Raw genomic sequence first — 20474 nt, forward strand, 5'->3', positions numbered from 1 at the left:
TCCTTTTCAGTTTCAAATTTTATCGTTGGTAGATAACTTCTACATCGTAGTCATCATCGTCCCAGTCGTCATCCCAATCATCATCGTCTTGAGATGTTGCTTTCTGATGGTAAGTATCCCACTTAAATTCAACTTCTTCTTTCTCTTCTTCAGCGAATTTTTCTTTCGGCATACTATCAAGCAGCGCCATGATGTCATGACATAATGCTTGGGTATTTTGCTTATTCGCTGCAGAGATGCGGTAAACATTAGTTTCTTCACCTAGCTCTTGAGCAATCTCATTACATAGCGCTTCAGCTTCATCTTCCGGCAATAAATCAATCTTATTGAAAACTAACCAACGCGGCTTTTCTGCAAGTTTAGGGCTGTATTGGTGCAGCTCGTTAATAATTGCAAAGGCATTATCAACAGGGTTGGTGCCATCAACTGGCATAATATCAATAATGTGTAGTAATACACGACAACGCTCTAAGTGCTTTAAGAAGCGAATACCAAGGCCTGCACCTTCTGAAGCCCCTTCAATAAGACCTGGAATATCAGCAATCACAAATGATTTATTTGCATCAGGACGAACCACGCCTAAGTTAGGAATTAGCGTCGTAAACGGATAATCCGCCACTTTTGGTTTCGCTGCTGAAACACTGCGAATAAACGTTGATTTTCCGGCATTTGGTAAGCCAAGTAAGCCAACATCTGCAAGTAACATTAACTCTAAACGTAGGCTGCGAACTTCACCAGGTGTACCTAGTGTCTTTTGACGTGGTGCACGGTTAGTACTTGATTTAAAACGTGCATTTCCCAAGCCATGGAAACCACCTTTCGCAACTACAATTTTTTGACCATGTTTAGTTAAATCACCTAGTGACTCTTCAGTGTCAACGTCAGTGATACGCGTACCTACAGGTACTTTAAGCGTCAAATCAGCGCCCTTTTTACCTGTCATGTTACGGCTTTGGCCATTTGTGCCGCGCTCTGCTTTATGAAAACGCTCAAATTGATAGTCAATTAAGGTATTTAAGTTTTCATCGGCTTGTAGATAAACGCTGCCGCCATCGCCGCCATCGCCGCCATCAGGACCGCCGTCTGGTACATATTTTTCACGTCGGAAAGATACGACACCGCTGCCGCCATCACCCGCGTCACAACGAATTTCTACTTCATCTACAAACTTCATGATTACTCACTTTAAGATTGGCTTGTTAATAACTCTATTATATACCTAAGCCCTTCTGATTGCAGGCTTAGCTTAGATATATATTTACACGCCTTATTATTTGCCTTAAAACAAAAAACCCCGCAAAGGCGGGGTTTTTCAAATATCGAGATGATTACTCAGCTACGATATTTACGTATTTACGGTTTAAAGGACCTTTCTGTTCGAATTGAACTTTACCATCTGCTTTTGCGAAGATAGTGTGGTCTTTACCGATACCTACGTTTGCGCCAGCGTGGAAACGAGTACCACGTTGACGAACAATGATGCTACCCGCTAGAACTGATTCGCCACCAAAACGCTTAACACCTAGGCGTTTGCTTTCTGAATCGCGACCGTTACGAGTACTACCAGCTGCTTTTTTATGTGCCATTTCTCAGTACCTCTAATTAAGCGCTAATGCCAGTGATTTTAACTTCAGTGAACCATTGACGATGGCCCATTTGCTTACGAGAATGCTTACGACGTCTAAATTTAACAATCTTCACTTTCTCACCGCGACCGTGTGAAACAACCTCAGCTGTTACTTTACCACCGTTTACGAACGGTACACCGATCTCGATTTTCTCACCATCAGCAACTAAAAGTACTGAATCAAATTCAACTGCTGCACCAGTTTCAACGTCTAATTTTTCAAGACGAATTGTTTGACCTTCAGTCACACGGTGCTGTTTACCACCACTTTGGAAAACCGCGTACATAATTAACTCCGTCTGTGCGCCCTCAAATCGACGCAACTAAAATATTCTTCAATAGGGCGCGAAGTTTACGCTAATGCGCAAAAACTAGCAAGCCTCTTTTGCTATAAAATGAATAAAAAATAGCTGCATTGAGAGCAATTCAATATTTTTCCTTATTCTATCCTAAAAACACCGTATGCCAAGCGGTTTTTACGATCTCATGACAATTAAATTAACACGTCAAAAGCGCCGTTAAATAAATGCAAGCATGTTTACTATTCAACCAAACAACTACAATTAACTGTTCAAATTTGATTTAAAATAAAAAACTTTACAGTGTTTTTTTACTGAATCAGCACAAAATATCGAGCAAGTGCTTTTTTTGTTGTACAATCAGCCTCGTATACCCATAAATATTGGCTCGGAGATCAATGGATATAAAAGCTATCCAGACGTTAATCGATCATGAGATGAATGACGTCAATCAACTTATACATGCCCAAATGCGCTCAGATGTCGCATTGGTCAATCAACTCGGTTTATATATAGTAAACAGCGGTGGTAAGCGTGTTCGCCCTATGTTGGCCATTTTAGCAGCAAAAGCTTTAGGCTATGAAGGTAAAGACCACATTACACTGGCCACTATCATCGAATTTATTCACACTGCAACTTTACTGCATGATGATGTTGTTGATGAGTCACATTTACGTCGTGGTACGCCTACAGCAAATGCTGAGTTTGGCAATGCCGCTAGCGTGCTAGTTGGTGATTTTATTTACACACGCTCATTTCAGTTGATGGTTGGTCTTGGTAAAATGCCAATCATGGAAATTTTAGCTGATGCAACGAATGTCATTGCTGAAGGTGAAGTATTACAGCTAATGAACTGTAACGATCCTGACACCACAGAGCAAAGCTATATGCAGGTCATTTACAGCAAAACAGCTAAGTTATTTGAAGCAGCAACTGGCCTTGCAGCAATTATCACTGAACAAGATGATAAAACGCTTGAGGCATTAAACCTTTACGGCATGCATTTAGGAACAGCCTTTCAGCTTGTTGATGATGTGCTTGATTACAACGCCGATGCTGAGCAACTTGGTAAAAACATTGGTGATGATTTAGCCGAGGGTAAACCTACCTTACCGCTTATTTATGCCATGCAAAAAGGCACGCCAGAGCAAATCAAGCTCGTTCGTGAAGCAATTGAACTTGGCAATGGTATGGATCACCTAGACAGCATTCTTGAGGCGTTAGCTGATACCAAAGCACTTGAGTTTACAATGCAAAAGGCAGAGCAAGAGGCTGATAAAGCCATCGCCTGTATTGCATTTTTACCAGAAACGCCATACAAGCAAGCATTAGAGAGCTTGGCACGCATCGCCGTTGCCCGCGATCATTAAACTCTATTTATTCGAGCCATTAAAAAAGCCTGCATATGCAGGCTTTTTTGTTTTAGGTGCTTTAATAGCACCTATCATCTATCGGAATTAACCGTTGATGAAATCAACACCTTCTTGGATGTCTTTATTAAGCGTTTCAAGCATGTCGTTTTTAGCTTGCTCTTCGAAAGCGCTTAATTCACCGTAAGAAAGAATTTCTTCAACACCGTTCTTACCTAAACGTACTGGGTGTGCAAAGTATGCTGCGTCACCGTTTTCAACTGCAACGTATGCGTAATCAACCACTTCTTCACCTTGTAAGCCTTTAACTAAAGACATACAGAAACGTGCTGCTGCTGCACCCATTGAAAGAGTCGCTGAACCGCCACCCGCTTTAGCGTTAACAACTTCAGTACCTGCGTTTTGGATACGTGGAGTTAATGCTGCCACTTCTTCGTCAGTGAAAGTAACACCTTCAACTTGAGATAGAAGAGGAAGGATTGTAGTGCCTGAGTGGCCACCGATCACTGGAACTTTAACGTCAGTAGCGCTTAAACCTTTAAGTTCAGCAACAAATGCTTCTGAACGGATCACGTCAAGTGTTGTGATACCGAATACACGGCCAGCATCGTAAGTACCCGCTTTTTTGAATACTTCAGCAACGATTGGCACAGTGCCGTTTACTGGGTTAGTAATGATACCAACTAACGCTTTAGGACAGTTTTTAACGATGCCTTCAGCTAATGTTTTGATGATACCTGCGTTTACGTTGAAAAGGTCCGCACGGTCCATACCCGGCTTACGCGGCATACCCGCTGGGATAAGAACGATATCACAACCAACTAAAGCATCGTCTAGGTTATCAGCACCGAAACCTTCAACTTTAACGTCTGTTGGGATGTGAGAAAGATCAACCGCTACACCAGGAACAACAGGGGCAACATCGTATAATGATAATTCAGAACCTGCAGGTAAACTTGTTTTTAATAATAAAGACAATGCTTGGCCGATACCGCCAGCTGCGCCTAAAACAGCAACTTTCATTGGAATTCTCCGTAATTTGAGGTAGGAAATATTTGTGGCCCTAAAGATAATGAAATTAGCGACTAAAAACAAATTTATCCTGCTTATTTCGCGTATAATTTCGACCATAGTTGTAAACTATACTGTAAACACACAGCATTTAGGGCGAGAAATGTAAACTAGTACTGCATAAGTATGCAGAGTTGTGTAGAATTACTTCACGTTTTATGACTACAGATACGGCAACATGCAACCACAAGACAAACAAGAAGCACTAATCAAAGCGTTCAAAGCGCTATTAAAAGAAGAAAACTTCGGCTCACAAGGTGAGATTGTCGAAGCATTAAAAGATCAAGGCTTCGACAACATAAGCCAAAGTAAAGTCTCTCGCATGTTAAGCAAGTTTGGCGCGGTACGCACCCGTAATGCAAAACAAGAAATGGTGTATTGCTTACCCGCTGAAATGGGAGTACCAACAGCGAAAAGCCCATTGCGTCAACTCGTTATCGATATTATGCATAACGAAATGATGATTATTATTCGTACCAGCCCAGGTGCAGCACAACTTATCGCGCGCTTACTGGACTCATTAGGTAAAGCTGATGGGGTACTTGGTACAATTGCAGGTGACGACACAATTTTTATCGCTCCTGCAAAGATTTCTGAAATAGATGTCACGCTTGATCGCGTGCGCACTTTATTCGATACAGTTTAAAGCTGCTTCAAAAAGTTTACTGACGGGGCGAAAAACGCCGACCCCATATCGGCTTGAGTAAAATCAAGCCAATGGTCGTAACAATCGCCCTGCCCCAAGCGACTCTTTAATACCTGCTCAAACGCATCACCTTGCGCGGCACATGACACCATTAAAATACCCTGCTTATGAACATCACCAAACGGCATGCTCTGATTAAGTATCAACGGCTGGCCATTTTCATCTTTTAGTTCACTACGCACTGCATGACTAGTTTCGAGTGCAGGCATAATTAAGGTGTTATCAAGCCGAGTACGCCCCATAATTTGCTCTTGCTCTGATAACGACAAATGTTGCCAAACACTTAAATCGTGCACAAAGCGCTGAACATGAATGTAGCTGCCTTGATCTTCAAAATGCCCCGGCCTGTCTATCAATGCCGTACTGCGCTTTTGTCTACCATGAGGGGTGTCACCCGCATAAATAAAGCCGTTAAAGTCGCGGCCATCTAAAAAACGAAAGTTACGCACTTGCTCCACAAGCTCTACATCTGGCGTAAATAATTTCAGGATCTGTAGGGCAAAAAGATGGTTAACATCTTCACGGTCTGAACGAATTTGTACAAATAAATCAAATGGCTGTGCACTCATAACATGTTCACTATGAGTCACATTAGGAAAGCTTTGTAATTGACTTGGAATAAACTCAGGCAAAATATGCGGCCAATATTGCGCACCAAGCGCAACCACGCACGACAGCATGGCTTCTGAGAACTGATCCGCAAACTCATCTTGAATGACGCTCACGCGTTTTAGCTTTTTACGTAATGACTCGTCATGGCCATCATAAACATTAAAAAACAGGTGCAAACCATGTAAGTTTGCTTCAGCACAAATCCCAGATTGCGCTTGCGCCATAGTGAATCCTTAGCTTCTCGTTATTTGCACCTAGCCAAGAATTCAAGATTGTTAAGCAGTACTAATCATGAAAAAAATTGACTGTGTGCGGCATTATTTTTATTTTTACAGGCTGCTCAACTGCAAACACGCGGTCTTGCTCTGCAGCGACTTCACACTCCTGCCCCGCTATATTCACACGATAAACATAACGTGTGCCTATAAAGCGTCTGTGCAAAATTGTCAGGCTATTTTCATCACTCTGATCAGCTTCACATAACTGAATATAATGAGGCCGTACATAAACTTGCCCTTGTTTGTGAGCACTGTTATTTACTGTGAGTGAATGTATTACACCAAACGCCGTTTCGTATTCAGTTGGCGTTAAGACTTTCGCCGTTAAGTATATGCCTGTACCAAGAAACTCTGCAACCTCCTTTGAGTTAGGTTGGCTAAATAACTGTTCTGATGAGCCTTGTTGGGCTATTTTTCCACCATGCATTACAGCCAAGGTGTCAGCAAAAGCAAACGCCTCTTCCTTCGAATGGGTAACAAACACTGCTGATACTTGCTGAGCTTTAATGATACGGCGGATGTCGGCAATTAACTCAAAGCGAACCTGCGTATCGATATTAGAAAATGGCTCATCAAGTAATAACAAGCTGGGTTTATAAGCAAGCGCACGAGCAATTGCAACACGCTGTTGTTGACCACCTGATAATTGATGCGGATAACGTTCTGCACAGCCAGTTAACTTAACTAAGCTCAGCATTTCATCCACGCGCTCACGCTTTTGCGACTTACTCATATTGGTTAAACCAAATGCAATATTGTCGCTCACCGATAAGTGAGGAAATAACGCGTAATCTTGAAACATCATGCCAATATTACGTTTTTCTGGTGCAACAAAATGCTTATCATCATTAACGACAAGCGAATCAATACTCATAAAACCTTGTGAGGGCTCTATAATTCCGGCAATCGCTTTTAACGTCGTTGTTTTACCGCAACCACTTGCCCCCAGCAGGCAAACGATTTCGTCTTGTTCAACATTCAAATTAAGCGCATCCAATACCTTAGTGCCATTGTATTGATAAGCTAAATTTTTAATTATCAAATGACTCATGAATGATTTTGCTCCATCGAACGATTAACGAAATACAAAGGAATAAGCCCGACTAACACAATAAATAGGGCCGAGATAGACGCTAACTCTAACTGCTCATCACTAACATATTGAAAAACATGAGTTGCAAGAGTTTCAAAATTAAACGGTCGTAATAACAAGGCCGCGGGTAGCTCTTTCATACATTCAATAAATACCAGAAGCCCAGCGGTTAAAATGCCGCGTTTAAGTAAAGGCAGATGTACTTTATACAAGGTTTGAAATGCACTTTTACCCATAGATTGACTTGCCATATCAAGAGAAGGGCTAATACGTAAAAAACTGCTTTCAAGGGCGCCATGTGCAATCGCGTAAAAGCGCACAATATACGCAAAAATCATCGCAAATAATGTCCCACTCAGAAGTAAGCCCGGCGATAAACCTATTGGTTCAAGCCATTGATTAAGTGCATCATCAATTTGTGTTAGTGGTAACAATACCGCAATCGCCAGTACCGTACCCGGTAGCGCATAACCCGTACTTGCTAAACGCCCCGGAATGAGTGGATACGCTTGTTTAGCAATACGCTGATAAAACAGTACCAACAAGCTAAGAAGGATTGTCACTAGGCTGACAACAATGGCGACTTTAAAGCTCTGCCAAGCATAATTAAAAAATGCCCCATTCCATGCTTCATCTGCATAGACAATGGCGTATTTAACAAGCACTCCAACTGGCAAGATAAAAGCAAGTACCAGCACAACTGTGCAGACTAAACTTGCAGCCCATGCTGTGCTAACTTTTAAGCGATATAAGGTTGCGCTGTTAATGCTCGATTGGCGTTCATACACAGCTTGATTACGACGACTAAAGCGCTCAACCATAATAGTGAGAAACAAAATAAGCAGCATAATGCCTGATATTTTTGCCGCAGCGGTTAATGAATAATAGCCAAGCCAGGTATCGTAAACAGCGGTCGTTAATGTGCTCACTGCAAAGTAATTAACAGTGGCAAAATCAGCCATAGCTTCCATACTGATTAACGTAACTCCTGCCACAATTGCCCCTCGACCAAGCGGTAAACTTACCCGCAAAAAGCTTTGTAATGGCGATAACCCCATTAACTGACTAGCTTGCACTAATTTAAAAGATTGCTCTCTTAAGGCCGTTTTAAAAATAAGATAAAGATACGGATACAGCACTAATGCAATCATAATAATTGCACCCGGCAAAGTTCGAATATCAAAAAACCAATAATCATCGGGTGACTGCCAATCAAACCAGTCCCTGAGCGCAATTTGCACAGGCCCAGCATAATCAAGTAAGTCCGTATAAACATAAGCAATGAGATAAGTTGGCATTGCCAAAGGCAGCATCAGTGCCCATTCAAAGTGTTTTCGACCAGGAAATTCACAGTACGCAGTCAACCACGCAAGCGGCAGCGCAATAACACAGCTCAATAACCCAACCCCTGCTATGAGTACAAGGGTATTACGCGTGTAGTCCCACAAAACAGTATCGAATAAATGCTGAAAGACATCCGAACCACCTTGCAGAGATTCAAACAATAAAAAACCTAGCGGCGTAACAAGTAGCAAACCGATTAGCCAAGCCAATACTTGCCAACGCGACAACGAAAACTTCACATGCATAAGTGGATTAATACCAGATAAAATAAAAGCTGTTAAAAAACAGCTTTTATAAAAGACGAGGAAAAACCTCGTTATAAGTCAAACTTTACTTCGTCAATTAGCTTTAACGCAACAGGACGGTATTTACTTATTTCATCAAGAGCAAGACTATCTTCTTTAAACTCACCCCATGACGCAACCATCTCAGACAATGCAACCCCTTGCTTTACTGGGTATTCCATATTGACCGAAGCATACATATTTTGCGCTTTATTGTCGGTCATATACTCAATCAGTTTCAAGGCATTTTCCGGATTTTTAGCATATCGCGTCATAACAACACCCGAAACATTAATATGTGAGCCACGATTGGTTTGGTTTGGAAAGTTAATATTAACCGCTTCGGCCCATGACTTTTGCTGCTCATCTTGCATCATTTTACCAAAATAGTAGCTGTTGCCTAATGCCAGATCACATAACCCTTCTTTCACAGCTTTGACTTGCGCTCTGTCGTTACCTTGTGGCTTACGTGCTAAATTGGCTTTAACGCCCTCTAACCATTGTTTAGTTTTTGTTTCGCCATGGTGCGCAACCATAGAAGCAACTAAACCTAAATTGTATGGATGCTTACCTGAGCGAGTACAGATTTTGCCTTTATATTTGGGATCAGCCAAGTCTTCATAACTTAAATCAGCGAGTGCGCCAACACGCTCTTTTGAAGAGTAAACATTACGAACTCGTTTCGTTAAAGCGATCCATTGGCCGTCAGCATCACGAAATGTGCTAGGAACATTTGCATCTATAACATCGCTTTTTATTGATTGAGTTAAGCCAAGATCTTCTAATTGAATAAGTGCGCTAAAGTTTGAAGTAAACACCAAATCTGCTTTGCTGTGCTTACCTTCACGTTTCACACGTTCAATTAAGCCTTTTTTCGCAAACACCACATTGGTTTTAATACCAGTTTGCTTGGTGAAGTCATCTAAAATTGGCTGAATTAAGAATGGTTGACGAAACGAATAAATATTAACCACATCGGCAGAAAGTGCTGACGTACTCATTAAAGTAGTCAAAATCAGTAAGGCTGTTTTTTTCATTGTTGGCACCTAAATAATAACAATTATCAAAATATTTTACCTATACTCTGCTAAAAGTGCACCCGTTTATATTCCCCCTATAACTTTATGTACTGCCATTTGAGAACTTACTTGTAAGATATATCTCACCTAAATGGCAGTTATTGAGTAAAAAAACTCGAAAAACTGCCCCTAAAAAAGCTTAAAACATTGATAAACAGTGATTTATTATTAATTACAATAATGTAACCGTTATTTTAATTGCGATTTTGACCTATTCGATGCTCACTAATTCCCTATACTTATATACAACAACTAAGCAAGAAGCTTAATGAGTAAACGGATATGGAAGTATTACTCATAAAACCGCGGAATAAGGTTCATTAGGATAAAAAGGAACTAAGGACAGGCTCAGGAAGAGTAACGCAATGGAATGACACACTAAGGACAACATCAGGATGATGTGAAATGGCATAACAACAGGACGTTGTTATACAGGATGTTTCAAAAGTGGATTAAAGGACAGGCCGAAAGGTATCGCAATGGAATTGCTAACATATGGATAGTGTCAGGACGACGCGTAAAGGATAGGTAAAGAAATTACCCGCATGGATGTAAAGGAGTGACAAGGAAACAAGGCTGGAACGCCTTACATTGCATAGAACCAAAAAGTAAAGTGCAATCGCATGGATAGGCAAAGTTTAGGGAGTTGATTAGATTCAATTGCAGGATGCAAAAAATTAAGAAGATTCCGCAAGCGCGACTAGCAATAGTTCGCGCTTTTCTTTTGCCTGAAAATAGTTATTCCAATCCGCAACAATACTTAATCATTTTGAGGGATTAATTAAGCAAATTAGTATTACTCTGGGCGTCCTTTATTTCGCTTTCCTAGTAAATATGCATCCCTAAACTTTATAAAGTGCGTTTCGAGCTTTTGTGTAGCATCTACTTCACCAGCAAGCGCAAGCACCATTATCGCGACCTCAGCTGTACCAAGTTGATGCTCATGTGGAGCAACTCGTAAACGATAATCTGAAAGCTTTTCTGGGGTAATAGACAATACAGGTAAGTTATCTAAATAAGGGCTTTTGCGAATCATCTTTTTTGCTTCTCGCCAAGTACCATCTAAAAAGATAAATAATGGGCGCTTACCTTGCTGTGGCGATACTTCATCGATTACTCGCGTTTCATCTTCAACATCACTCGCCGGAAAAATCACCATAGGCTGATATTGTGGGTCTTGTAATAAGGCTAATAATGCGTGATCAGGTTCTGTTCTGTCCCACTTAAAGGCATAGTTTTCAGGAATAATTTCAGCAATCAAACGCCCTGTATTCGATGGTTTAAAGCTTTCATTATGATACATCAGTAAACACACTGCGGCATTACACTGCGCTTGTTCAACACCTTCACAAATGCAATAGTTTTCAGCTAATAAACAACGCTCACAACGCGTAAGCTTTGCACCTCGTGCTTTAAATTCGCGCCTTGATTCGCTCATTTGCTGTGCGCGAAGCGCTAAAACTGCGTTATTAAAAATATTAGCCACTGTGATTACCGAAAAATTAAACGGCGCATATTGTAGCTAAAATTAATGGTAATAGAAATCTACCATCTAATGATGAGTTATTTTTATACCAAGGCTAACAACCTTACTAATGTCATCTTTGTAAGTTCCCCCATTTGTTCATGATTACTTAAAGCATACACAGCACCTTCAACGGCACTCTCATCTATATCTTGTCGAGACTCTAAAACACTGGCCCAAAGCACCAGATCATCAAAATCAATTTCACCATTAATGGCTCGCTCTAGAACTTGGCGAAATACTGCCTTGGTCAATATATATTCACCCTCTTGGCTATCTGGGCAGGCAGCAATTACAGTGATAGCCTCATCCCAAAGCTCCCCAAAACAAGCGAACTGACTTAATGCGTGTAATTTATCCATTTGCTATGCTTACCTTTTAAACTGACCGGTTAATCCTTGACTCAATGACAACCCTTACCTGCTCACACTGCGGTGCCTCATTAACATGTCGTGCTGATGATATAAATGCCTGCTGGTGTAACGAACTGCCTGCAATCTTACCTATTAATAATGCAACATCCTGCTTATGTCGTGAGTGTACTATAAAACAAATAAATATCTTTTTATCAAAACTATATGAACAGCCTCTGGCTGAACAAATAGCCTTTGCGAAACCCTTTTACCAGCATGGTAATTTGATTGAAAATCTCGATTACACATTAGAAAACAACTATATGGTGTTTAGCCGCTGGTTCTTTTTAAAGCGAGGTAAATGCTGCACCAACGGGTGTACTCATTGTCCCTTCAATGACTAACGACTCCTCACTAGAGTATTTATTCAAATAACGTGAATTTTTTTGCAAATAAGACATGACGAAAAGAATAAAAATACATTATAATTGGATATAAATTCACTAATTCACTCTAGAATTACGCTTAAATTATTAGCTTTGTTTAATTTTTGAGCATAAATTTACTACAACATAATCGGAATCAATCATGAACACCTTTAAGCCTGCTCTACTTGCAAGTGCAATTTCTGCGGTTTTAATCAATAGCAATATGGCGTTTGCAGCTGAAGATGCAATAGAAGTTGATAAATCAATTGAAACTATTCAAATCACTGCAACACGACGTGCAGGTTCAGTGCAAGATGCACCGCTTAATATCACAGCCCTAAACGGCGATGTAATTAGCGACCAAAACATTGGTGATCTTGAAGATGTCGCGCGCTGGGTACCAGGCTTAACAATTTCTGATCAAGGTGGCCGTGAAGGTTCTCCGATAATCGTTCGTGGTTTAAACACAAATACCTCTGATCGTATTTCTGATAGTGGCACAGTGGCCACTTATGTTGGTGAAATTCCACTTAGCATCGACTTACGTTTAACTGATGTTGACCGTGTAGAGGTGTTAATTGGTCCACAAGGTACACTTTATGGCGCGGGAACTTTAGGTGGTGCGATCCGTTACTTACTTAAGCAGCCCGATCTAGATCTAACAGAAGGTCAGGTTACAGGCGATGTATTTAGTATCAACGAAAGCGACGGCACCGGCGGTGAGTTTGGCGTGGTATTCAACACTCCGCTTATTGAAGAAAAACTCGCATTTCGTGCCAGCTTAAACTATTACGATAACCCTGGTTACATTGACTACACGCACGTTGTTCAAGAGCCTGGAGTGTCAAACCCGAACCCTGACTTTTCAGACAGCAGCGATGTAAACGCCAACTTAAAAAGCGTAAGCGATGTTAACGACGAGCAAATTACCACAGCACGTTTATCACTACGTTGGCTTGCAACCGAAGATGTTGATGCAACACTTAACTACTTTTATCAAAAGCAAGAAAATGGCGGTAACTCAACATCGCAATACGGCTCACTTGCTGATAGCAGTGCGCTACAAGGTGTCCCAGGAAAGTACGAAAACGTAGCTCGTGTACTTGAGCCAGGTGAAGAAGAAAACGATTTATTAAGCTTAGAAGTAAAAGCAGATCTTGGTTTTGCTGAGCTGGTATCTGCATCTGGTTGGTCTAGCTATGAACAGTCTGGTCAGCGCGATCAAACTGATCTTCTTTACGATATTTGGTCAGGTTATGCCGACTTCCCTTCTTTTGTTGGCTATACACACGACACCTCGGACCGTGATACGTTTACGCAAGAACTTCGTTTAGTTTCAAATAGCAGTAGCGCTTTTAACTGGATTGTAGGTGGCTTCTATAACAAAGTAGAAAGCTACTCAGATGATCGTGAGTACACGCCGGGTCTGACTGAGTACTGGGGTGGCGGTATTCCAAATGTTGAACAAGACCTTGAGTACATTCTAATTTCAGATAGTGAAACCACTGAAAAAGCACTTTTTGGTGAAATCGGCTACAGCATCACAGATCAGTTTGATGTAACTCTAGGTGCTCGTTTTTACGAATACGATGTATCAACAACATCAGGTTCTGCAACACCGCTTTACTCAGGGGATTTTGATTCACTCGATAATCTAGTTATGGAAAATGTAAGCGCCAGCGATAACGGAAACTTATTCAAGTTTAATGCTAACTATACATTCGATAATGGTGTGCTTGCTTACTTTACGGTGAGTGAGGGTTTCCGTATTGGTGGTGGTAACGGTATTGCCCCGTGCCCTGATGTACTACCTGAACAACAAATTGTTTGCGCTCTACCAAACGAAGAAGATTACAAGCCAGATACAACAGTCAACTACGAGCTAGGCTTTAAGTCGTCATGGTTACGTAACCGCCTACACTTCAATGCAGCGCTATTTAATGTTGATTGGAAAGATGCGCAAGTTGGTAGCAGCACTGTAAATGGCCAAGAATTAATTACCTCGAACGCAGGCTCTGCTAATTCTAAAGGTGTTGAACTTTCTACTCGCGCAATGATTGGTGATAACTGGGCTGCATATGCGACATACGCGTATGCAAAGGCTGAATTGACCGAAGATGCGCCTTACTTATTTGGTGTATTAGGCGACGACCTAGCGCAATACCAAAGCTACTATGATGGTGCCAAAGGCGACCGTTTACCGGGTGCTCCTGAGCATCAATTCTCATTTGGTCTTCGTTACGAGCAAGATATCCTAGGCGATAAACTATTAAGCGTAAACTACGGTATTACAGCGCAAAGCGATGTGATCACCAAAGTAGGCTTAAAAGCTGACGGCGAAGTATTACCGGGTTATGCACTAAGTAACTTATCTGCCAAAATTACTGGCGATATGTGGTCTGCAACGCTTTACGTAGACAACTTATTCGATAAATATGCATTCACTTCTGTACGTCGTGATAAGTCTTGGGCTGGTATGTCGCAATATGCTGAGCTTAATAAAGAGCTACCTGAGCTACAGCGTGTTTATGGTCACTACACCACCGCGCCTCGTACTATCGGTATGAAGTTTAGCTACAACTTTGAGCTGTAATTAAACATACCCATAAAGGCCTTGCCACCTTTAGGCAGGGCTTTTTAATACCAATTCGCTTAATTAAGTGGTCTATTTTGAGGCAAGAAAACCTCGTTGATAGCAAGGCAAAAATTTCGTTATTTAGTTGTTCTAAATCAGAAATTTTTAACGCAGCTAGCGACAGGTTTAATCCCTCAAAATGATTAAGTATTATTGCGGATTGGTATAATACCTGAAAATAATTAAGTATTATGGCGAATTGGTATACTATGCGCTTATGCTAAATGAAACCCAACAAGCGCTTCGCGCTCATATCCAACAGTTGTTAAGCAACAAGCAACTAAACGATGCACATCACCTACTTGTGCAGCGCCTAAAGCAAAATCCTGAAGACCACGTTTGTTACTTTTTACTCAGCGAAGTTAACACCGCAGCTGGTGATATCAACAAAGCGATTAAACTCCTTGAAAAAGCGCTAAGCCTAGCCTCTTTTGCGATTTACCATTTAGCCCTTGCCAAGTTATACGTACTGTTAGGCAAAGTAAGTAATGCAGCTGTGCACTATCAAAGCGCGTTGCAAACAGCTGACTTTAGCGCCGCTGACTTTGATACATTAGCTAATATTGCCACCCGTTTAGGGCATTATGACGACGCTCTTAACTTGCAAAAAGCAGCCTACCAACGCAACAAGGATAACCTACAAATTAGCTATAATTTGGCGGTGTGTTATAAAATTCACGGACTGTTCGATGAAGCTAAAAGCTTGTTACAGCAACTAACTACAAAGCAACCTCGCTTTTATCAAGCCCACTATTCGCAGGCTGAACTCAATACTGATGTAGATGCAGAGCAACATATTCAAAAACTACAAACTTTGGCGGATAAAGAAAAAAGCATTGTTGAACAACAAGTGTATTTTCATAGTCTTGCTCTTAATTATGAGCACCTCAATGACTACAAAAATGCATTTAAGTACTTTGCACTAAGTAAGCAAGCCATAGCAAGTAAACTTAATTATCAAGCAATCCAACACCACCGCTTTTGTCAAAAACTCATTACACAAAGTAAGCAGCAAGTACTTGCAAGTAGTGACTCTGAGTTCTCGCCAGTTTTTGTTGTTGGCATGCCCCGCTCTGGCACAACCTTAGTTGAAAAAATCCTAAATCAAAGTACACAGCTACGAGGTATTGGGGAATTAAATGATATTGCGCAACTCATACAACACGCCACGCAATCAGCTCGTGTGATTGATAGTGAAATGCTTGATAAAGCTTATTCATCAACCGCTGTAACTAAAGCACTCGCTAGCTATCAGCAAAGAGCACAGCTGCTGAGTGATGGACTTATAAGTTGTGATAAACAGCCATTTAACTTTTACTATATTGATTTTATTTTAGCGGCATTTCCTAATGCTAAAATCGTTTGTATGCGACGGGAGTGGCATGATTGCAGCATTGCCAATTTTAGGCAGATGTATAGCCCGCAAAGTGTGTTTCATCACTACAGCTTTACACTTGAAGATATAGCCTCATTCCATCAAGATTACTTGGCTTTAGTCAGTCATTTTGCCAACAAGTATCCTGAAAACGTTTTTTTACAAAGCTATGAGCAATTAGTGGCCGAGCCTACCCAACAAACTCAGAAGCTCTATGCTTTTTGTGATTTAAGCTGGCAGGAAAACTGCCTAAATTTTTATAAAAACAATGCAGCATCAGCCACCGCGAGTAAAAAGCAAATTCGCCAGCCACTGAATAAAAACAGTATCGGCAGCTGGCAAAATTACGCTGAGTTTATTGGTGCGGGCCTGTTTCAATAGGTAGGTCGTGACGAGCGCCCCATTCACTCCAAGAGCCATCATAAACACGTAAGTTAGCGTAACCGCATTCATCGGCACACAATGCTATTGCACAAGCGGTCACACCCGAACCACAGCTAAATTGCAACTGGGTATGATGCGGCGCTATATGTTGCTCAAATAATGCCTGCAACTCGCTAAGCGGTTTAAGCTCACCATCATTCAATACAGTTGACAGCGATAAACAACGACTATTAGGAATATGACCACTGCGCATACCTTCACGCGGCTCAGCTTGCTCTCCTGTAAATCGAGCATAAGGGCGTGCATCGAGTGTTAGTGTGCTTTGCTCATCAAGTGAGTTAAGCACTTGCTCAGCACTAATAAAGTAATCAGCGCGCGGGCTTGCAACAAAATTGCCTTGCCCAGAAGCAGCTGAATAGCTTGCTTGTGTTGCAAAGCCAAGTGCCTGCCATTTAGCTAAACCGCCACTTAAAACTTTTACGTTATCAAAACCCATGGCTTTAAACATCCACCACGCACGCGCTGAACTGAATAAGCCTTGGTCTTCATAAATTACAACCAGTGAGTCTTGGTTAACCCCCGCAAGCTGCATTTGCTCTTCAAATTGCTCGCTACTGCACATCATACTTGGTACAGGGTTAGTGCTATCTGCCAGCGTATTTTTAAAATCAAAACGCTGTGCATTAGGTAGCATTGCTTTAGGCGCATATTCCCCAGACAGGCCAGGACGCACCATTCCGGCATCAAAAATAACCAAATTATCGTGGTTCAAATGCTCGTTAAGCCATTCTGGCGAGACAATGTTTTTCATTAACTTTCCTTTTGCGATAGCTGTGCAAATGTATCTTGCTGAGTTAAGCGCTTTTCGACCGCTTCAACATGCTCAGTTGTACATTCTTTCCAAACACCGGGCAAGCAATACACATGCTTTAAGTAGGTAAAAAATTTATCTCTTACAATACTATTTGCTTGCCAGCCATTTTGTAGTTTTTCTAAGCACTTAATCAAAGTAGCTTGATCACTGGCGTGTAGTACAAGCTCATCAATGTTGTAACAAGCAAGCCCCAAGGCAATCACTTGTTTATCGAGTAATAAGGACTCTAAGCCAACTGTCGAGTTAATTGTAATCACTGCTTCAGCGCCATTAATAAGTTCTCGAGTACAGTTGCCATTTGCAAAAATTGCAACGTCGTCTTTGTCGTACAAGTGCGCATAATGCTTATGCCAAGATGGGTGTTCTTTAAATACAACTTTAAGGTTTGGATCTGCTAATTCTCTCACTGAGGCCACAACTGCATCATATAACGCTTCCATTGATTTTAACCAAGATGAATAACATGCTATCTGTGTATCATGAGGCACTTGGAAAGGCACAAAAAGATACCTTTCAGGCAGCTCAATAGCATCAAATTGACAACGCTTTTTATGATTTATACGAGGGATTAACTCAGGAGCTGAAAATGGTAGCTGGTTAGCTTTGTCGAAATTCAAATAAAACTGACTGTTTCTTGGCAAAGATGCAGCATAGTTAATACCACTCGGATCTAAACTAGTCGTGCCCGGTAGCAGCCCATTTTCATAAAAATAAGTAGTCAGTCCTAGCTGTTTAGCAGCCATACATACTGTGATATTTGGCAGCTTATTACCATTCCAAATCACCAGAGCTTCGGGTGACTCTGATTTAAGTAAATCATAGTACTTAGCAAAGCGGCAGCGCTCTACACATAACATAAACATCGTATAAACTTTTATGATTACTGCATTACGCCACAAGCTATTTCGCGCCTGCTTGCGTAAAAGTTGATTTGCAATAACTTTATTAAAGTCAACTTGCGACGCTTTTTTTAGGTATTTTAAAGCGCCTAATCGCGGTACGCCCATAATATGCAGTGTGCAATTGAAGGATAGTTGTTTAATTAATTTTTTATAATAGCGTGCATGTACATTGCTGCGAGAGATAAAAATAAAAGCCATATGAGAAAATCTTAAAACCTAAATTAGAAAGAAGATAAATGTGCATATAGCTATTATGTTAATTTTAGATGACAGTATTATGGCTGCCTTACGACCTCAATTATTTCTGTAGTCGATATAGAAGGGGTTCGCGTTAAATAAGTCACATCGCAAAGATGTTTAAATTGATCGAAGCGTCCTGCCCAATCATCGCCCATAACAAGTAGGTGAGCTTGATGATTTTTAATATATTCGCCTTTTAGTTCAAGAGAGTGTTCGACAAACACTTCATCAACACACTTTAGAGAACTAATAATTTTCAGTCTGTCTGATTCACTATATACAGGCTTACGACCCTTTTTAGTTTGATTTAGTTCATCAGAAGATACTCCAACGATTAAATAATCGCCCAAAGCTTTTGCCCGTTCCAAAATATTAATATGTCCCACATGGAAAATATCAAATGTTCCAAACGTTATTACACGTTTCATTTATGCTCCTCTAAATAAGATACTATTCTTTTAGCTGAGCGACCGTCCGTTTTACCCGCTAGTTTATTAATAATGTGTTTTCTTGACTCTTTAAACTCTGCTGTCTCACAAAACTCGGAGTTAAGTATAGTTTGCAACTCGTTATAGTCTCCTGCCCGTGAGCAAAGCTTGTTGAAGTATTTAATATCTTCATCTAATCGAGATTTAAGTCGGAATGAAAAAATACCACGATATGACCAGCGTAACTTATAAAAATCACACCATACGACAGGCTTTTCAAGTGCTGCAAATTCAAATATGGCTGATGAAGCATCAGATACCATAACATCAGCGATTGCTAAAAAAGGCGTTAGATCAAAGTCATGCTCATTCGCTACATAAACATTTTTAAACTCTGACCATCGCTGAAGTTTTGTTCGCTGCTTTTTGTACTTTTGTTTAAACAAGCTAAAGAAGTGCGGCTTAATGATGATATTAAACTTCTCACAGTGTGCAGGAAAACTGTCACTCATACACTCTATCGAGCTTGGATAAAAAGTAGGGGCATATAAAAGTGTTTTTTTACTAGGGTCTAACCCTAAGCGACTGAGGTCAATATGACTCATTGTTTGGTTGAAAATAGGATCTAATTTGGCGTAGCCACTATCAACAAAGTTACCGTCTGGGTATAACGCTTGGAGGCGCTGCAACCTGTGCTCTCCTTCAACAAAACGTACCGTTGTTTTATTATGCGATACATCATAATAACACTGCTTGGGGCCAATACCATGTTGCATCAACGCCGTTTTCTTATTGAGCTGCTCAGCCCCGGCAAAGGTATTCCCAAAAATAACCCAATCTGCGTCTGAGTTTTGATAGAAAGAGAAGGTTTCCTCTTTATTTGTTAACCAAAACGCATTAATCCCCTGTTCTTCTATAAACCTTTTACATGCAGCCAAACTGCGTGCATCTTGATTTTCATAAAAAACCATCGACACTTGGTGACCATTTGATAACAACTCCTTTAATACAGGGGTGTACTGCGGAATGTAATAAAGATGTTGAACATCAAAGTATAGTTGCATTTTTTACAGCTTTATAGTTGATAATGCCGGCCATTGTACATAAATTACATTTTTGTTTCAGCCATCAATAAAAAGTTTGTTAAAAGCTAAATATTAATAACTTCAGGACGAAGGGGTGCTAAACGGCTTAAAATCTTGTTTTGCACTGTTTGCGGGATCTGTTGCTCATCCATCGCGTTTATTAATAGTTCAACAACTCGATTAAAGTCTTTTTCAGTGATATGCATGCCAGTATGGATATCGACCATGCTATCACCTTGATACTCACATGGGCCATTGGTAACACTGCACAAGTGGATAATGAATCCTTGACGAAAGTGTGCAACATTCGTTTGCTTAAAATAAGGTAAAATATCAGCATCATGGCCTATTTGATTGATAAAACTATCGACCAGACTTTCAATACCTTGTTGGCCGCCTATCTGCTGATAAACGGTGTCATTACTTTTGCCTGCACAACCAAGAAAAGTAATACAACACACTAGAATAAAAAGACGTTTCAT

At 40.7% G+C, this 20474-nt stretch carries 20 protein-coding genes; 5 read left to right on the forward strand and 15 right to left on the reverse strand.

The window, feature by feature from the left end:
- Window positions 1-19 precede the first annotated feature (19 nt).
- The 3 genes from cgtA to rplU all read right to left on the reverse strand — a co-directional run bounded on the left by cgtA (window position 20) and on the right by rplU (window position 1914).
- Window positions 20-1174: an Obg family GTPase CgtA gene (gene cgtA, locus AAEU31_RS07140; protein ID WP_135926125.1), complete on the reverse strand. Its 1155-nt coding sequence runs from the start codon at window positions 1172-1174 to the stop codon at window positions 20-22.
- A 154-nt stretch (window positions 1175-1328) separates the two neighbouring features.
- Window positions 1329-1586, reverse strand: coding sequence for a 50S ribosomal protein L27 (rpmA, locus tag AAEU31_RS07145; RefSeq protein ID WP_054551015.1), 258 nt, complete (start codon window positions 1584-1586; stop codon window positions 1329-1331).
- Between the two features lie 16 nt (window positions 1587-1602).
- Window positions 1603-1914: a 50S ribosomal protein L21 gene (gene rplU, locus AAEU31_RS07150; RefSeq protein WP_036965957.1), complete on the reverse strand. Its 312-nt coding sequence runs from the start codon at window positions 1912-1914 to the stop codon at window positions 1603-1605.
- A gap of 410 nt (window positions 1915-2324) precedes the next feature.
- Between rplU and ispB the strand changes: the two genes are divergently transcribed.
- Entirely contained in the window at window positions 2325-3296 is a 972-nt protein-coding gene (ispB, locus tag AAEU31_RS07155) for an octaprenyl diphosphate synthase (protein ID WP_135926126.1), read from the forward strand.
- 87 nt (window positions 3297-3383) lie between these two features.
- Here ispB and mdh read toward each other — a convergent pair whose 3' ends face one another.
- Entirely contained in the window at window positions 3384-4319 is a 936-nt protein-coding gene (gene mdh, locus AAEU31_RS07160; protein ID WP_138557013.1) for a malate dehydrogenase, read from the reverse strand.
- Between the two features lie 226 nt (window positions 4320-4545).
- Between mdh and argR the strand changes: the two genes are divergently transcribed.
- Window positions 4546-5013 carry a transcriptional regulator ArgR gene (gene argR, locus AAEU31_RS07165; protein ID WP_138557014.1) on the forward strand — a complete coding sequence of 156 codons (468 nt, stop codon included), beginning with the start codon at window positions 4546-4548 and terminating at the stop codon, window positions 5011-5013.
- Here argR and AAEU31_RS07170 read toward each other — a convergent pair.
- The 6 genes from AAEU31_RS07170 to AAEU31_RS07195 all read right to left on the reverse strand — a co-directional run bounded on the left by AAEU31_RS07170 (window position 5010) and on the right by AAEU31_RS07195 (window position 11650).
- The gene (locus AAEU31_RS07170; RefSeq protein ID WP_135926128.1) at window positions 5010-5909 is read right to left on the reverse strand and encodes a Dyp-type peroxidase; all 900 of its coding nucleotides are present in this window, start codon (window positions 5907-5909) and stop codon (window positions 5010-5012) included. The genes argR and AAEU31_RS07170 overlap by 4 nt on opposite strands.
- Before the next feature lie 61 nt (window positions 5910-5970).
- The gene (locus AAEU31_RS07175) at window positions 5971-7014 is read right to left on the reverse strand and encodes an ABC transporter ATP-binding protein (RefSeq protein ID WP_199527360.1); all 1044 of its coding nucleotides are present in this window, start codon (window positions 7012-7014) and stop codon (window positions 5971-5973) included.
- The gene (locus AAEU31_RS07180; RefSeq protein WP_421966860.1) at window positions 7011-8645 is read right to left on the reverse strand and encodes an ABC transporter permease; all 1635 of its coding nucleotides are present in this window, start codon (window positions 8643-8645) and stop codon (window positions 7011-7013) included. Before AAEU31_RS07180 ends, AAEU31_RS07175 begins: the two co-directional genes overlap by 4 nt.
- Before the next feature lie 71 nt (window positions 8646-8716).
- The gene (locus AAEU31_RS07185) at window positions 8717-9721 is read right to left on the reverse strand and encodes a Fe(3+) ABC transporter substrate-binding protein (protein ID WP_421966861.1); all 1005 of its coding nucleotides are present in this window, start codon (window positions 9719-9721) and stop codon (window positions 8717-8719) included.
- Window positions 9722-10559: 838 nt separating this feature from the next.
- The gene (locus AAEU31_RS07190) at window positions 10560-11201 is read right to left on the reverse strand and encodes a tRNA-uridine aminocarboxypropyltransferase (RefSeq protein ID WP_135926318.1); all 642 of its coding nucleotides are present in this window, start codon (window positions 11199-11201) and stop codon (window positions 10560-10562) included.
- A gap of 131 nt (window positions 11202-11332) precedes the next feature.
- A complete protein-coding gene (locus AAEU31_RS07195; RefSeq protein WP_295512637.1) occupies window positions 11333-11650 on the reverse strand; it encodes a hypothetical protein in 318 nt (105 codons plus the stop codon).
- A 44-nt stretch (window positions 11651-11694) separates the two neighbouring features.
- Between AAEU31_RS07195 and AAEU31_RS07200 the strand changes: the two genes are divergently transcribed.
- From AAEU31_RS07200 to AAEU31_RS07210, 3 genes are all read left to right on the forward strand, one after another.
- Window positions 11695-12045 (forward strand): DUF5522 domain-containing protein, encoded by a 351-nt coding sequence (locus AAEU31_RS07200; RefSeq protein WP_135926133.1) that lies wholly within the window; start codon window positions 11695-11697, stop codon window positions 12043-12045.
- Between the two features lie 184 nt (window positions 12046-12229).
- Window positions 12230-14662 carry a TonB-dependent receptor gene (locus AAEU31_RS07205; protein ID WP_421966862.1) on the forward strand — a complete coding sequence of 811 codons (2433 nt, stop codon included), beginning with the start codon at window positions 12230-12232 and terminating at the stop codon, window positions 14660-14662.
- Between the two features lie 259 nt (window positions 14663-14921).
- A complete protein-coding gene (locus tag AAEU31_RS07210) occupies window positions 14922-16460 on the forward strand; it encodes a tetratricopeptide repeat-containing sulfotransferase family protein (protein WP_421966863.1) in 1539 nt (512 codons plus the stop codon).
- Here AAEU31_RS07210 and AAEU31_RS07215 read toward each other — a convergent pair.
- From AAEU31_RS07215 to AAEU31_RS07235, 5 genes are all read right to left on the reverse strand, one after another.
- Complete coding sequence (locus tag AAEU31_RS07215) at window positions 16435-17274, reverse strand: sulfurtransferase (RefSeq protein WP_348714832.1); 840 nt, start codon at window positions 17272-17274, stop codon at window positions 16435-16437. The two genes, AAEU31_RS07210 and AAEU31_RS07215, sit on opposite strands and share 26 nt — an antisense overlap.
- Complete coding sequence (locus AAEU31_RS07220) at window positions 17274-18437, reverse strand: capsular polysaccharide export protein, LipB/KpsS family (protein WP_421966864.1); 1164 nt, start codon at window positions 18435-18437, stop codon at window positions 17274-17276. The genes AAEU31_RS07215 and AAEU31_RS07220 overlap by 1 nt, the downstream gene beginning before the upstream one ends.
- A 77-nt stretch (window positions 18438-18514) precedes the next feature.
- A complete protein-coding gene (locus AAEU31_RS07225) occupies window positions 18515-18907 on the reverse strand; it encodes an FAD synthase family protein (protein WP_135926138.1) in 393 nt (130 codons plus the stop codon).
- The gene (locus AAEU31_RS07230) at window positions 18904-19971 is read right to left on the reverse strand and encodes a CDP-glycerol glycerophosphotransferase family protein (RefSeq protein ID WP_421966865.1); all 1068 of its coding nucleotides are present in this window, start codon (window positions 19969-19971) and stop codon (window positions 18904-18906) included. The genes AAEU31_RS07225 and AAEU31_RS07230 overlap by 4 nt, the downstream gene beginning before the upstream one ends.
- 86 nt (window positions 19972-20057) lie before the next feature.
- On the reverse strand, window positions 20058-20474 hold the full coding sequence (locus tag AAEU31_RS07235) for a group I truncated hemoglobin (protein WP_421966914.1): 417 nt from the start codon (window positions 20472-20474) through the stop codon (window positions 20058-20060).

Origin of the sequence: Pseudoalteromonas thalassia, from assembly GCF_049257215.1 — a bacterium.
In the GTDB taxonomy this organism is placed as follows: domain Bacteria; phylum Pseudomonadota; class Gammaproteobacteria; order Enterobacterales; family Alteromonadaceae; genus Pseudoalteromonas; species Pseudoalteromonas lipolytica_C.

Bases quoted from the DNA above. Each gene is read 5' to 3' on its own strand.
- ispB (WP_135926126.1), top strand. From the start codon at position 2,325: ATGGATATAAAAGCTATCCAGACGTTAATCGATCATGAGATGAATGAC.
- AAEU31_RS07170 (WP_135926128.1), bottom strand. From the start codon at position 5,909: ATGGCGCAAGCGCAATCTGGGATTTGTGCTGAAGCAAACTTACATGGT.
- AAEU31_RS07235 (WP_421966914.1), bottom strand. From the start codon at position 20,474: ATGAAACGTCTTTTTATTCTAGTGTGTTGTATTACTTTTCTTGGTTGT.
- rpmA (WP_054551015.1), bottom strand. From the start codon at position 1,586: ATGGCACATAAAAAAGCAGCTGGTAGTACTCGTAACGGTCGCGATTCA.
- AAEU31_RS07175 (WP_199527360.1), bottom strand. From the start codon at position 7,014: ATGAGTCATTTGATAATTAAAAATTTAGCTTATCAATACAATGGCACT.
- rplU (WP_036965957.1), bottom strand. From the start codon at position 1,914: ATGTACGCGGTTTTCCAAAGTGGTGGTAAACAGCACCGTGTGACTGAA.
- AAEU31_RS07220 (WP_421966864.1), bottom strand. From the start codon at position 18,437: ATGGCTTTTATTTTTATCTCTCGCAGCAATGTACATGCACGCTATTAT.
- AAEU31_RS07215 (WP_348714832.1), bottom strand. From the start codon at position 17,274: ATGAAAAACATTGTCTCGCCAGAATGGCTTAACGAGCATTTGAACCAC.
- AAEU31_RS07190 (WP_135926318.1), bottom strand. From the start codon at position 11,201: ATGAGCGAATCAAGGCGCGAATTTAAAGCACGAGGTGCAAAGCTTACG.
- AAEU31_RS07225 (WP_135926138.1), bottom strand. From the start codon at position 18,907: ATGAAACGTGTAATAACGTTTGGAACATTTGATATTTTCCATGTGGGA.
- AAEU31_RS07210 (WP_421966863.1), top strand. From the start codon at position 14,922: ATGCTAAATGAAACCCAACAAGCGCTTCGCGCTCATATCCAACAGTTG.
- AAEU31_RS07180 (WP_421966860.1), bottom strand. From the start codon at position 8,645: ATGCATGTGAAGTTTTCGTTGTCGCGTTGGCAAGTATTGGCTTGGCTA.
- mdh (WP_138557013.1), bottom strand. From the start codon at position 4,319: ATGAAAGTTGCTGTTTTAGGCGCAGCTGGCGGTATCGGCCAAGCATTG.
- AAEU31_RS07195 (WP_295512637.1), bottom strand. From the start codon at position 11,650: ATGGATAAATTACACGCATTAAGTCAGTTCGCTTGTTTTGGGGAGCTT.
- AAEU31_RS07230 (WP_421966865.1), bottom strand. From the start codon at position 19,971: ATGCAACTATACTTTGATGTTCAACATCTTTATTACATTCCGCAGTAC.
- cgtA (WP_135926125.1), bottom strand. From the start codon at position 1,174: ATGAAGTTTGTAGATGAAGTAGAAATTCGTTGTGACGCGGGTGATGGC.
- AAEU31_RS07185 (WP_421966861.1), bottom strand. From the start codon at position 9,721: ATGAAAAAAACAGCCTTACTGATTTTGACTACTTTAATGAGTACGTCA.
- AAEU31_RS07200 (WP_135926133.1), top strand. From the start codon at position 11,695: ATGACAACCCTTACCTGCTCACACTGCGGTGCCTCATTAACATGTCGT.
- argR (WP_138557014.1), top strand. From the start codon at position 4,546: ATGCAACCACAAGACAAACAAGAAGCACTAATCAAAGCGTTCAAAGCG.
- AAEU31_RS07205 (WP_421966862.1), top strand. From the start codon at position 12,230: ATGAACACCTTTAAGCCTGCTCTACTTGCAAGTGCAATTTCTGCGGTT.